This window comes from Vibrio anguillarum, assembly GCF_003390515.1.
GTDB classification, from domain to species: Bacteria; Pseudomonadota; Gammaproteobacteria; order Enterobacterales; family Vibrionaceae; genus Vibrio; species Vibrio anguillarum.
Map to the genome: position 1 here is coordinate 2,052,572 of NZ_CP031479.1, position 13,177 is coordinate 2,065,748.

12 protein-coding genes are annotated in these 13,177 nt (G+C 42.9%); 1 reads left to right on the forward strand and 11 read right to left on the reverse strand.

The annotated features are described in order from the left end of the window. The first annotated feature begins 216 nt into the window (after positions 1–216). On the forward strand, positions 217–981 hold the full coding sequence (locus DD616_RS12855; protein WP_013857174.1) for a hypothetical protein: 765 nt from the start codon (positions 217–219) through the stop codon (positions 979–981). Positions 982–1,061: 80 nt separating this feature from the next. On the opposite strand, the gene pyrF is transcribed toward DD616_RS12855, so the two are convergent. The 11 genes from pyrF to clpX form a co-directional block, all read right to left on the reverse strand. Beyond that, entirely contained in the window at positions 1,062–1,757 is a 696-nt protein-coding gene (gene pyrF / locus DD616_RS12860) for an orotidine-5'-phosphate decarboxylase (RefSeq protein WP_038170096.1), read from the reverse strand. A gap of 87 nt (positions 1,758–1,844) precedes the next feature. Further along, a complete protein-coding gene (lapB, locus tag DD616_RS12865) occupies positions 1,845–3,014 on the reverse strand; it encodes a lipopolysaccharide assembly protein LapB (RefSeq protein ID WP_026028046.1) in 1,170 nt (389 codons plus the stop codon). Between the two features lie 19 nt (positions 3,015–3,033). Next, complete coding sequence (locus tag DD616_RS12870; RefSeq protein ID WP_013857177.1) at positions 3,034–3,309, reverse strand: LapA family protein; 276 nt, start codon at positions 3,307–3,309, stop codon at positions 3,034–3,036. A 141-nt stretch (positions 3,310–3,450) separates the two neighbouring features. Further along, on the reverse strand, positions 3,451–3,735 hold the full coding sequence (ihfB, locus tag DD616_RS12875) for an integration host factor subunit beta (RefSeq protein ID WP_010317449.1): 285 nt from the start codon (positions 3,733–3,735) through the stop codon (positions 3,451–3,453). Positions 3,736–3,811: 76 nt separating this feature from the next. After that, entirely contained in the window at positions 3,812–5,482 is a 1,671-nt protein-coding gene (gene rpsA / locus DD616_RS12880; RefSeq protein ID WP_013857179.1) for a 30S ribosomal protein S1, read from the reverse strand. A 103-nt stretch (positions 5,483–5,585) separates the two neighbouring features. Continuing rightward, the gene (gene cmk / locus DD616_RS12885) at positions 5,586–6,266 is read right to left on the reverse strand and encodes a (d)CMP kinase (protein ID WP_013857180.1); all 681 of its coding nucleotides are present in this window, start codon (positions 6,264–6,266) and stop codon (positions 5,586–5,588) included. A 163-nt stretch (positions 6,267–6,429) separates the two neighbouring features. Continuing rightward, the gene (locus DD616_RS12890) at positions 6,430–6,729 is read right to left on the reverse strand and encodes a ComEA family DNA-binding protein (protein ID WP_017044597.1); all 300 of its coding nucleotides are present in this window, start codon (positions 6,727–6,729) and stop codon (positions 6,430–6,432) included. A 136-nt stretch (positions 6,730–6,865) separates the two neighbouring features. After that, entirely contained in the window at positions 6,866–8,725 is a 1,860-nt protein-coding gene (gene ppiD / locus DD616_RS12895; RefSeq protein ID WP_208871765.1) for a peptidylprolyl isomerase, read from the reverse strand. A 158-nt stretch (positions 8,726–8,883) separates the two neighbouring features. Continuing rightward, positions 8,884–9,156: a non-specific DNA-binding protein Hbs gene (gene hbs / locus DD616_RS12900; RefSeq protein ID WP_026027116.1), complete on the reverse strand. Its 273-nt coding sequence runs from the start codon at positions 9,154–9,156 to the stop codon at positions 8,884–8,886. Positions 9,157–9,351: 195 nt separating this feature from the next. Further along, complete coding sequence (lon, locus tag DD616_RS12905; protein WP_088728763.1) at positions 9,352–11,703, reverse strand: endopeptidase La; 2,352 nt, start codon at positions 11,701–11,703, stop codon at positions 9,352–9,354. 120 nt (positions 11,704–11,823) lie between these two features. After that, positions 11,824–13,104, reverse strand: a complete 1,281-nt coding sequence (gene clpX / locus DD616_RS12910; protein WP_013857185.1) for an ATP-dependent protease ATP-binding subunit ClpX — start codon at positions 13,102–13,104, stop codon at positions 11,824–11,826. Between the last annotated feature and the right edge of the window lie 73 nt (positions 13,105–13,177).

The following is a 13,177-nucleotide window of genomic DNA, read 5'->3' on the forward strand; positions in this document are numbered from 1 at the left end:
ATTCAAAGCTTGATGATTCAAGAGCGAAGAAAAAAGTAAGTATTTTGCGTAGCTGACTAAATTTTTGCCAACTATCGCCCAATCTAAGCAATAAAAGGCAGTTTTTAGGGGTCAAAACAGGAATAATAAAAATAGTCAATTTGAAGGTGTAGTGATAACTAAGGATCGTGTATTCTTAATTGCTAGCCACTGAATTCTAATAAAGATACGGATTATATGAATATAGGTTTAATCATTGCTCTTGTAGCAGTTTTGCTGGTGTTAGTCCTTGGCTATAACATCATGCTTCAATACAAAGTAAAGGTCGAGTCAGCTAAAAAGCAGGAGTCGACTCGATATATCGCCATTATTGATGCGACAGAAGACCTTATCGGCAACGCACACCACATGCCGTTTAGTAAAGAACTCTTAGTGTGTTTAAATACCCGTATCCTTGATGCCCTACTTAGTATGTATGAGCTTGACCCGAAAAATAAGCAGTTGGCACAACGCATTGAGCATATGAAAGGGCAAATTAAGCATTTACAAGAAAACCACCCAGGTGGTGACAGTACAACGTTTAAAGTACCCACCAGCGATAAACAAGCTTTGATTATGCTTAAACTAGTGAAACGTTTAAGAGACACGATTCGTAGTGAGCACAATAAAGGACGTTTTGAAACACAATCTTACGTCGCTGAAAATGCGCGTCTAGAAACAATACAAATTCGAATCAACATTGAAAATGTTGTTAAGCGGGCAAATGATTCGATCGTTCGTGGGCAACCCGGAACTGCGATTCAGCTATTGCGTAAAGGGATCGATGTTCTGAGCTCAAAAAATGATGCTTATTCCAATCAAGCTCGTGAAAAACTTCAGTCAATGTATGATGACCTAGAAAAACGACGCCAAACAAAAAGTGCAACGGATCTTCAACAAATTGAAGATAACGAGAGAAATAGTGATATGGAAGCACTGTTTGGTGAAAAGAAAAAATGGTAGCCCATTATTTTTGCTTAGGAAGTATTTTTAAGGTCGCATAAGCGACCTTTTTCATACAACAACGTAAAGAAAACATTAAGTTAAATTAACGTATCATTTATCGCTTTTAGGACTTCATCCGGTCTTGTTGCCTGAGTAATTGGGCGACCGATGACTAGATAATCTGAACCAGCTTTTATAGCCTCACTCGGAGTCATAATACGTCTTTGGTCTCCTGTTTCAGAACCAATAGGACGAATCCCTGGCGTAACTAATTTAAACTCTTGACCAAGATGGCTCTTAAGCATGTGCGCTTCTTGAGCTGAGCATACCACTCCATCTAACCCTGCATTTTGAGTTAGGCTAGCCAGACGCATTACATGCTCTTTAGGTGCAACATCGATGCCAATACCACGAAGATCAGATTGTTCCATACTGGTTAGTACTGTGACAGCAATAAGTAGTGGTCTATCGTTACCATAAGGTTCAAGAATCTGGCGAGACGCCGACATCATTCTCTCCCCACCACTGGCATGAACATTCACCATCCATACCCCAAGCTCAGCCGCCGCACGTACGGCTTTAGAGCACGTGTTGGGAATATCATGAAACTTTAGGTCTAAGAATACCGAAAAACCTCTTTTGTGTAGCTCACGCACAAAATCAGGACCAAACAGGGTAAACATCTCCTTGCCCACTTTTAATCGACAGCTGTTGGGGTCAATTTTATCAACAAAAGCTAACGCTTCCGCTTGTTGCTCATAATCCAACGCGACAATTACTCTCTGGTCTTTCATTTTCACTCCTAAAATAATTAAGCTAAAAAAATGCAGCTTTCATAAGCTGCAGTTTTCGAGTCGATCAGTAACTCCAGTACATGAACTCTATTCACCATCCAAACCACGGATAGGTTTAATTGAACCCCAATTCTTACATGATGGGCAGTGCCAGTAGAGAGAATGGGTTGAGAAACCACACTTTCTGCATCGGTAGTGAGGTTTTACTTTTAGTTGCTCACCTACCAATTTTTGCAAGGTCGACAAGCTCTCTTTCGCTCGACCTTCCTCCGCTTCGATGAGATGGTAGTCAATTAAACGATAGAAGCCCTTCATAGTCGGATTTTTAACCAATTGCCGTGTCAAAAGTTCCTGCGCAGCTCCAGCACCATCATGTTGTGCCACCAACTGTGCGAGCATCAGTTCAGCTGACACTCCAGCTTCATTGATAATGCACTCGCGTAAAAACTCAACAAGTTCACCCTCTTTCCCAATATGGTGATAGCACTCAGCAAGCGTCGGCAATACCTCGCCGATAAAATCAATGTCCTGCTCCAAGACCATCTGCATATACTGGATTGTATGACGGTAGTCATCATTTTCAAGATACAGCTTACCTAAAGAGATCGTTGCGCGTACACATTTCGGATCTTCAGACAGCGCTTTTTTAAGATATTGAATCGCTTTGCTATCGCGTCCTTCAGCCTTCTCTTGCATTGCAAGTTCACACCAAAAATGGGCTATAACACTGTGCATCCTTTTTCTGCCTAATTTGACCAACGCATAAGCGTAATCGATAGCTTTATGCCACTCTCGAGTCTGTTGGTAAATAGAAACCAATTGTTGTAACGCCGCTTCTTTGTGTTCGGGCTCTTCAATCAGTTGTTCAAATATTTTTTCAGCGCGGTCGAGAAAGCCTGCCACCATATAATCTTTTGCCAATTGTTGTAAGGCGAGATTTTTTTGGTCAATAGTAAGACTTGAACGAGATATGAGATTTTGATGGATGCGGATAGCACGATCAACCTCTCCTCTTGAACGGAATAAGTTGCCCAGCGCTAAGTGGGTATCAATCGTTTCATTGTCTACTTGGAGTAGCTCAATAAAATGGTCAACGGCCTTATCTGATTGATCAGAAAGCAGTAAGTTAAGACCCGTCACATACTGACGAGAAATTTGGTGAGAGTGTTTCTGCTTGTCTTGCTGAGCACTGCGATTTCCCATATACCAGCCGTAGGCGGCGGCAATCGGTAATAGCAAGAAGAGAATTTCTAACATCAAGTCAGCCTTTATTTCACTACGCTTTACTTGTTACAGCGTTGTTCTCTGCTGTTTGCTTTTTCAGTTGCTTATTCAACTTTCTAACTTGCAACTGAGACTTGAAGTAGAAGCTACTGCCAAGCAAACAAGCAAGTAAAAAACCAGAGACAAAGACAGTGCCAAGTAAAGTAGACAGGTGAAATTCGCCTTGAGCGATCAAATAGTTAAACGTCACAACTGCTTGATTTTGAGCCCCTAATGCTAAAGCAATCAAAAAAAGTGCAAGAATTAGAACGATTTTTATAATTTTCATATGCCACTACCTATCCAGTATTGATCTGGTCTGATTATGCAGGAAAATGGCCTTACAAACCATGTCTATTATGGATTCCTTTCTTAAAAAAACGGCATACTTAAACTGTATGCCGTTTTTTAGAATACTCTCTAAATCGCTTTAGATATTCTCATTAACTCGCTCACGTAACTCTTTACCTGGCTTGAAATGAGGGACGAATTTGCCATCCAACACCACTTTATCACCGGTTTTAGGATTACGACCTACTCTAGGCTCACGATAGTGCAAAGAGAAACTACCAAATCCGCGAATTTCGATTCGCTCTCCGCTTTCTAAAGTTGATGCCATATGTTCAAGAATATCTTTCACAGCGTCTTCAATTTCTTTAGCAGATAGGTGCGTTTTCTCAGCACAGAGTCTTTCTATCAATTCAGACTTAGTCATAGTTTCCCTCATTACTTATCAAAGTAGGCACTAACTGAAAAAAAAGGAGCCTTACGGCCCCTTTTAGCGAGTTAGATTATTCGCCTTTAGCAGCCTTGAATGCATCAGCCATAGCATTACCAAACGCACCTTCATCAGCTTTGTTCAGTGTAGCCATTGCTTCTTGCTCATCAGCTTCATCTTTAGCTTTGATAGATAGGTTGATTACGCGGTTTTTACGGTCTACACCAGTAAATTTCGCTTCAACGCTGTCACCAACGCTTAGGACTAGAGACGCATCTTCAATACGGTCACGAGATGCTTCAGAAGCACGGATGTAACCTTCAACGCCGTCTACAAGTTCAATTGTAGCACCTTTCGCGTCAACTGCAGTAACAGTACCGTTAACTAGAGTACCTTTTTTGTTATCAGCAACATATGCGTTGAACGGGTCGTTTTCCATTTGCTTAACGCCAAGAGAAATACGCTCACGCTCTGCATCTACTGCTAGAACAACTGCAGAGATTTCATCGCCTTTCTTGTAATCACGTACCGCTTCTTCTCCAGGAACGTTCCAAGAGATGTCAGATAGGTGAACTAGACCGTCGATGCCGCCGTCTAGACCGATGAAGATACCGAAGTCAGTGATAGACTTGATCTTACCAGTAACTTTGTCGCCTTTAGCTTGCGCTTCAGCGAATGACTGCCATGGGTTAGCTTTACACTGTTTAAGACCTAGAGAGATACGACGACGCTCTTCGTCGATATCAAGAACCATAACCTCAACTTCGTCGCCAACATTAACAACTTTAGATGGGTGGATGTTCTTGTTAGTCCAATCCATTTCAGAAACGTGTACTAGACCTTCAACGCCTTCTTCGATTTCAACGAAGCAGCCGTAGTCAGTTAGATTTGTTACACGGCCAGATAGTTTATGACCTTCTGGGTAACGCTTAGCGATAGCTACCCATGGATCTTCGCCAAGTTGCTTAAGACCTAGTGATACGCGAGTACGATCACGATCAAACTTAAGAACTTTAACTAGGATTTCGTCACCAACGTTAACGATTTCTGATGGGTGTTTAACGCGTTTCCAAGCCATATCTGTGATATGTAGAAGACCATCAACACCACCAAGGTCAACGAATGCGCCGTAGTCAGTAAGGTTCTTAACGATACCTTTAACTTCAGTGCCTTCTTGTAGAGTTTCAAGAAGTTCGTCACGTTCAACGCTGCTTTCTGATTCGATAACAGCACGACGAGAAACAACAACGTTGTTACGTTTCTGGTCTAGTTTGATAACTTTGAACTCTAGCTCTTTGTTTTCTAGGTGAGTAGTGTCACGGATAGGACGCACGTCAACAAGAGAGCCTGGAAGGAAAGCACGGATACCGTTTAGTTCAACAGTGAAGCCACCTTTAACTTTACCATTGATAATACCAATAACAGTTTCAGCTTCTTCGTAAGCTTTCTCAAGAACGATCCAAGCTTCATGACGCTTAGCTTTCTCACGAGAAAGTTGAGTTTCACCGAAACCATCTTCAACAGCGTCTAGAGCAACGTCTACTTCAGAACCAACTTCAACTTCAAGTTCGCCAGCAGCGTTCTTGAACTGTTCAGCAGGGATAGCAGACTCAGACTTAAGACCAGCGTCAACAAGAACGAAACCATTCTCGATAGCGACTACAGTACCTTTAACGATTGTACCTTGTTGAAATTGTGTTTCGTTTAAAAACTCTTCAAAGAGTTGAGCAAAAGATTCAGTCATTTATTTAATCTTCAATAATTAAACTTCCATGGGTATCCTACCGCATGGGGTTATTAAATTCGCCAGTCATCATCCTTGCGACCGACGCTCTTACCTAGCAGAACTACTCTGCCAGCTTAGATTCTACATATTGTAATGCTTCTTCTACAACTTCGTCGATAGACATTGAGGTTGAGTCAAGCAATAGCGCATCCTCTGCAGGGCGTAATGGGGCCACTGGGCGGTTACGATCTCGGTCGTCACGCTCTTGGATCTCGCTTAAAAGGGCGTCAAATTTAACATCTAGCCCTTTGAGTTGCAACTGCTTAAAGCGACGTTGGGCTCGCTCTTGCGCGCTGGCATCGAGGAATATTTTCACTTCTGCTTGAGGAAACACAACTGTGCCCATATCACGTCCATCAGCAACCAGTCCCTGCCCTTTCGCAAAGGCTCGTTGGCGACGTAATAATGCCTCACGAACTCTAGGCAATGCCGCTACTTTTGATGCCGCCATTCCTGTCTCTTCTTTGCGCAATTCTTTCGATACGTCCTCACCTTCAAGAATCACTCTAACCAAGTCGCCTTCTGCGATAAATTGGACATCTAAATGTGTCGCCAGAGGAACAAGCGCTTCTTCCGACTCCGTATCCACACCGTGGTGAATCGCCGCCAATGCAAGAACGCGGTAAATAGCTCCAGAATCGAGCAAATGAAAGCCTAATTTCTTAGCCAACAACATACAAAGAGTGCCTTTACCTGCACCACTTGGTCCATCTACGGTAATTACCGGAGTGTGAGAGGACATGATTTACTCCACTTAGTTTTTATGCGGCTTGCTTGCTCGCTTTTGTCGGCGACAAATTATAGTGCTTATCCGTTACAGGCGCTAGGAAGGAATGGTGATATGACTGAAATTTCACAGTGATACAAGCGTCGCTTTTAGGGGGCGACGCTTTTGATAGAGACTTTTATAAAATGATACGCTCAGCGTTTTGCCTGACAGTAGCGGCACCAATGCCTTTCACCAAGCTCAGATCTTCTTTGGTTTTAAAATCGCCATTTTGTTGACGATATTCAACAATCGCTTGTGCTTTTTTAAGTCCAATACCTTTCAACAAAGTAGCAATTTCCTCAGCGGAAGCCTGATTTATATTAACCGTAATTTCAATGCCTTGGTGCGTTTCTACCACCTTTTCTTCTGCTAATGTCGGTGAAAGAGGCAATACGATACTTAGAAGTAACAACCCGAGTTTTGTTTTCAATTTCATATGAACATTTCCTTGTTTATTAATGGGTACCAATATTAATTGAGCTTGGAAATGAGAGGGAATCAAAAAGGTAGAAATTGAAATGGGCTGCATAAGCAGCCCATTTTGAGTTTCATATCAATTACATTACTAGCCTTTATTGGCTCACAACATAATATTCAATGTCTGTATTTTTACGCAAAGTTGTAAGTATCGCAGCCAAATCACGTTGGCTACCGATGCGCTCTAACTGAGCCGTAATTTGATCGTTGTACTGAGGTGTGACTTTAGCCTCAACCTTATGTAGTTCAACAAGAACAATATCACCGTTCATTGCTTTCGCTTGACCGTAAACCACACTATCTGTAGCGGGTTTAGGGAGAGAAAACACCGTACTCGCCAATGGAGAGCTACGATCAATCATTTCCAACTCAGCAAATTTTAACCCACGCTGTTCCAATAGGGATTGGTCACCTTGCTTTAGGGTATCAATCAATTTTGTGGCTAACTCAATCGCTTGTTGTTCGCCTTTGACTTTAGAAAGCTGAGCAACCACTTGCTCTTTCACTTCAGCCAAAGGAAGAACCATTTGTTCCCGAGCATCATCAACACGAACAACGATAACGTGTTCTGGGGCAACTTCTAATACCTCAGAATTGAGCCTATCTTCTTTTACCTCTGGGCTTAGAATAGCTTGAAGAACAGCTGGATTTTTAAGAATTTCAGGCGCATCTTGCTGAGAAATAAAATCGGTTTTCTGAACCTTAGCTGAGATAGCGTTTGCTGCTTCATCCAGAGAGTCAGGTGATTCAAATGCCACTTTTTCTAGCTTAGTCTGCAACTCATAAAACTGATCAGCGGCCTTTTGGTCTACCATTTCAGCTTTGATTTCAGAGGCAACCTGTGCGTAGGGCTGTGCGATAGGGGCTTTAACATCATCAAGACGGATAATGTGATAGCCAAATTCAGATTTGACCAACCCTGTGATATCCCCTATCTGTTCGATAGCAAAGGCTGCTTGTTCAAAAGCTGGGTCCATCACATCATGTTCAATCCAACCTAGCGAACCACCCTCTTCTGCGCTTCCTACGTCTTCTGATTTTTCTTTCGCTAAAGTCGCGAAATCAGCGCCAGCATTCAGTTCATCGAGAATTGCCTGTGCTTTAGTTTTATCATCACCTTGAACCAAAATATGGCTTACTTTACGTTGTGCTTGAGTGGAGTATTTGTCTAAATGCTCTTGGTAGTACTGCTCGGCCTGTTCATCAGACACTACAATTTGGTCTTTCAATTGTTGGGCAGAAAGCTCGATATAAGCCACTTTAACCTGCTCTGGACGGGTATAGCGCTCTGCATTTTGTTGATAATATTGAGTAATTTCTTCATCACTCAACTCAACATTTTTAGCAAAGTCGCTGAGTGACAATGTGAGCGCACGGATATCACGGGTTTGAGAGAGCAGTTCACTTTGCTGATTAACTTCACCCTGCAACGTAAATTCACTACCTTGGATAGCACTAAGTAACTGGTTACGGATAAGATCACGACGTAGATATTCTGCAAAGCTTTCAGCAGAGAAACCTGCACGGCGAAGAGCCGCTTGATAGATTTCTTGGTCAAACTTACCGCCAGTCTGGAATTGAGGCATGTCTAAAATCATTTTACGAACCTGATCATCGCTCACTCGTAAACCTAGTGATTGTGCATGCTGCTCCAACAATAAATCGTTAACCATACGATCAAGCACTGACTTACGAAATGACTCGACATACTGAGGATCAGCGAGCAAGTTAGCAAAATAATCCCCTAATTGGGATTGCATGCGATTGCGCTCGTTCTGGTACGCTTGTTCAAATTCACCACGGCCAATCTCACTATTGCCAACTTTAGCCGCAGCATTACTGCCACCGCTGACCAAGTAGCTACCGACACCTGCGAATACGAATGATAAGATAATCATTCCTAGAATAATTTTCACCGCGATGCTGTTCACGCCTTCGCGTAATCGATCCATCATAATCTAACTGCTCTCCGGATAAGAAGCTTCACACTTCAGCCTAAAAATTGAATAGCGCGATAATATCAGAAAAAGAAATGCGCATCAGTAGGATGCGCATAATTTCAAAAGGTTCGAATTAATTTTGCGCTTAAGCCGCAAAAAAATAACGATTTTGATTAGTTACAAGCGTCTTTAAGCGCTTTGCCTGCTTTGAAAGCAGGTACTTTTGCTTCTGCGATTTGGATCTCTTCACCCGTTTTAGGGTTACGACCCGTGCGCGCTGCACGAGTGCGAACGCTAAATGTACCAAAGCCAACAAGCGCTACTTGATCGCCAGATTGAAGAGTGCCACTAACGGCTTCGATGAATGCATCAAGAGCACGGCCTGCCGATGCTTTAGAGATGTCAGCGTTTTCTGCGATTTTTTCTACTAATTGTGTTTTATTCACTGTGATTCCCCTTTGCGTCACCCATTATTATTTTTTAACGGTGACTTTTCGTTCCATTAAGTTCCCAAACTAGCTTGAAGCCTTATTACATCTGGGCTGCAAGCTATAGGGGCTTACGTTAGCGCCCAAAAAAAACGCTGACAAGCCTTTTTAAGCCTATCAGCGTGATCTTTTACTTATTTTTGCTGCACATCACTATTTTTTAGCTTCAAATTCAACCCCAGAAGGGTCTCGTTCAAGTGCGATCTTCAAAACTTCATCAATCCATTGAACGGGAATGACTTTTAGATCAGCAATCACATTTGCAGGGATCTCTTCCAAATCACGCTCATTCTCTTTTGGGATCAATACGGTGGTGATACCACCACGATGTGCTGCGAGCAGTTTTTCTTTCAAACCGCCGATAGGTAATACTTCACCACGCAACGTTATCTCACCCGTCATCGCGACTTCCGCTTTCACAGGATTACCCGTCAAGCTAGAGACAAGCGCCGTACACATAGCAATACCCGCGCTTGGGCCATCTTTTGGTGTTGCGCCTTCTGGCACGTGAACGTGAATGTCACGCTTTTCATAGAAATCAGCGTTAATCCCTAATTTCTCGGCGCGTGCGCGAACCACAGTCATCGCAGCTTGAATGGATTCTTGCATCACCTCGCCCAGAGAACCAGTTTGCGTCAACTTGCCTTTGCCAGGCATTGATTCGGTTTCAATAGTCAGCAAATCACCGCCTACTTCTGTCCATGCTAAACCCGTAACTTGGCCAATTTGGTTACTGTCGTCGGCTTTGCCAAAATCACAACGTTGCACACCTAGAAACTCTTTTAAATTCTCTTGGTTGGCTACCACGGTTTTTACGTCTTTATTCAACAAGATTTTCTTCACCGCTTTACGGCAAATTTTTGAAATCTCTCGCTCTAAGCTTCGTACGCCCGCCTCACGTGTGTAATAACGGATAATACCAATAATGGCTGAATCTTCGATAACAATTTCATGAGGCTTCAAACCATTCCGCTCAACTTGCTTAGTCACTAGATGGCGTTTAGCAATATTCAGCTTTTCGTCTTCTGTATATCCGGAAAGGCGGATAACTTCCATACGGTCAAGCAGCGGACCTGGGATGTTCATTGAGTTTGATGTCGCAACAAACATGACATCAGACAAGTCATAGTCCACTTCTAAATAGTGATCGTTAAAGGTGCTATTTTGTTCAGGGTCAAGCACCTCCAACAATGCGGAAGATGGGTCACCACGCATATCTGAAGACATTTTGTCGATTTCATCAAGCAGGAACAGTGGGTTTTTCACACCAACTTTCGCCATTTTTTGAATCAACTTACCCGGAAGAGAACCGATGTAAGTACGGCGGTGACCACGAATTTCTGCTTCATCACGCACTCCACCTAACGCCATACGGGTATATTGTCGACCTGTTGCCGCCGCTATCGAGCGGCCAAGAGACGTTTTACCAACGCCCGGGGGACCAACAAGACACAAAATTGGCCCTTTCAGCTTGTTGATACGACTTTGTACCGCGAGATATTCTAAAATACGCTCTTTGACACGATCTAAACCGTAATGATCGGCATTTAAAATCTCTTCAGCTTTTGCCAAATCTTTCTTAACTTTTGAACGTTTTGCCCAAGGAACATTGACCATCCAATCAATATAGCTACGCACAACGGTTGCTTCTGCAGACATTGGAGACATCATCTTTAATTTCTGCAGCTCTTGTTCCGTTTTTTGGCGCGCTTCCTGCGGCATTTTAGAATCGTCAATTTTCTTCTTCAGCATTTCAAATTCATCAGGTGCGTCATCCATCTCACCTAATTCTTTCTGAATCGCTTTCATCTGCTCGTTGAGGTAATACTCACGCTGAGATTTTTCCATCTGCTTTTTAACGCGACCACGAATGCGTTTTTCAACCTGTAATAGATCGATCTCCGCTTCCATTTGTCCCATTAAAAATTCCAAACGTTCACTGACATCAACAATTTCGAGAACTTTTTGTTTTTCAATCAATTTCAATGGCATGTGAGCGGCGATGGTATCAGCCAAACGCGCTGCTTCATCAATCCCATTTAACGACGTTAATACTTCAGGCGGGATTTTCTTATTGAGTTTGATAAAACCATCAAATTGGTTGATTGCGCTACGAACGACGACTTCCTGCTCTTTATCATCCAACTCAGGAGTGACAAGATACTGCGCTTCTGCGGAGAAAAATTCACGCTCGATGAAGCGATCAATTTTCGCTCGCTGTTGGCCTTCAACCAACACTTTCACGGTACCGTCAGGTAATTTCAGAAGTTGTAAAATCGTTGCAACTGTCCCGACTTCAAAAAGATCTTCAATTTTCGGTTCGTCGGTTTCCGCTTGCTTTTGTGCCACAAGTAACACTTGCTTGTTGTTATCCATCGCCGCTTCAAGGCATTGGATGGATTTTTCTCTGCCAACAAACAAAGGAATGACCATGTGAGGATAAACCACCACGTCACGTAGAGGTAGTACGGGGATCTCGATACGCTCGGAACGTTCCAAGTTCATATTATTCTCTCTTCCGCTTCAACTGATTACCGAGTATATGGGGGCTAACTCACTGGATTCAATAACAGAATAAAAAAAAGGAGGTATTTGCTACCTCCTTTAAATATTTCTGATTGAGATTTACTCTGCGCCAGCCGCTTGGCTCTCATTTCCGCTGTAAATTAGTAGCGGTTGTGATTCACCATTAATGACTGATTCATCGATAACCACTTTGCTGACATCGTTTACCGATGGCAGTTCATACATGGTTTCGAGTAGTACACCTTCCAATATTGAGCGTAAACCACGTGCGCCCGTTTTGCGGTTCATTGCTTTTTTTGCAATGGCGCGCAATGCGTCTTCACGAAACTCTAGGTCAACGTTCTCTAACTCAAACAAGGCTGCGTACTGTTTCGTCAGCGCGTTTTTCGGCTCACACAAGATTTGAATCAGTGCTTCTTCATCCAGCTCTGTCAAGGTAGCCGTTACGGGAAGACGACCGATAAATTCAGGGATCAACCCATATTTTACCAAATCTTCAGGCTCTACTTGATTGAACAACTCACCGATAGTTTTGGTTTCATCTTTAGAGCGAACTTCCGCACCAAAGCCAATACCTGAACCTGTCGCAACACGTTGTTCAATCACTTTATCTAGGCCCGCAAATGCACCACCACAGATAAAGAGGATTTTGGATGTGTCTACCTGTAAAAACTCTTGTTGTGGATGCTTACGGCCACCTTGCGGCGGAACCGAAGCGATAGTGCCTTCCACCAATTTCAACAGCGCTTGCTGAACCCCTTCACCTGAGACATCTCGGGTAATTGAAGGATTTTCTGCTTTACGAGAAATCTTATCAATTTCATCGATGTAGACGATACCACGTTCCGCTTTTGCAACGTCATAATCACATTTTTGCAGCAGCTTTTGGATGATGTTTTCAACATCTTCGCCGACATAACCTGCTTCAGTTAATGTGGTGGCGTCTGCCATTGTGAAAGGTACGTCTAGGAAACGAGCTAATGTTTCTGCAAGCAGTGTTTTACCACTACCTGTTGGGCCAATAAGAAGAATATTACTCTTACCTAACTCAACCCCATCGCTCGTTTTATCACCGTTTCGTAAACGCTTGTAGTGATTATATACGGCCACTGCGAGCACTTTTTTTGCATGTTCCTGGCCAATCACATAGTCATCAAGATGTTCACGGATCTTATGCGGCGTAGGTAACGCCTCAGATTCCTTTTTTGGCAGAACATCCTTAATCTCTTCACGAATGATGTCGTTACATAAATCAACGCATTCATCACAGATGTAAACAGAAGGACCGGCGATCAGCTTGCGAACTTCGTGCTGGCTTTTGCCACAGAAAGAGCAATACAACAGTTTACTACTACCGCTCTCTTTGCTTTTGTCTGTCATTCGCTAACCTCTTAGCCTTTACTTTTAATCGTCTGAGTGTAACTCAAATTACGCCAAAATGCGTTAAACAATT

Excerpts from the sequence above, each read along its gene's own strand:
- DD616_RS12890 (WP_017044597.1), bottom strand. The coding sequence starts at position 6,729 with ATGAAATTGAAAACAAAACTCGGGTTGTTACTTCTAAGTATCGTATTG.
- lon (WP_088728763.1), bottom strand. The coding sequence starts at position 11,703 with ATGAACTTGGAACGTTCCGAGCGTATCGAGATCCCCGTACTACCTCTA.
- ppiD (WP_208871765.1), bottom strand. The coding sequence starts at position 8,725 with ATGATGGATCGATTACGCGAAGGCGTGAACAGCATCGCGGTGAAAATT.
- pyrF (WP_038170096.1), bottom strand. The coding sequence starts at position 1,757 with ATGAAAGACCAGAGAGTAATTGTCGCGTTGGATTATGAGCAACAAGCG.
- DD616_RS12855 (WP_013857174.1), top strand. The coding sequence starts at position 217 with ATGAATATAGGTTTAATCATTGCTCTTGTAGCAGTTTTGCTGGTGTTA.
- lapB (WP_026028046.1), bottom strand. The coding sequence starts at position 3,014 with ATGTTAGAAATTCTCTTCTTGCTATTACCGATTGCCGCCGCCTACGGC.
- cmk (WP_013857180.1), bottom strand. The coding sequence starts at position 6,266 with ATGTCCTCTCACACTCCGGTAATTACCGTAGATGGACCAAGTGGTGCA.
- DD616_RS12870 (WP_013857177.1), bottom strand. The coding sequence starts at position 3,309 with ATGAAAATTATAAAAATCGTTCTAATTCTTGCACTTTTTTTGATTGCT.
- rpsA (WP_013857179.1), bottom strand. The coding sequence starts at position 5,482 with ATGACTGAATCTTTTGCTCAACTCTTTGAAGAGTTTTTAAACGAAACA.
- clpX (WP_013857185.1), bottom strand. The coding sequence starts at position 13,104 with ATGACAGACAAAAGCAAAGAGAGCGGTAGTAGTAAACTGTTGTATTGC.
- ihfB (WP_010317449.1), bottom strand. The coding sequence starts at position 3,735 with ATGACTAAGTCTGAATTGATAGAAAGACTCTGTGCTGAGAAAACGCAC.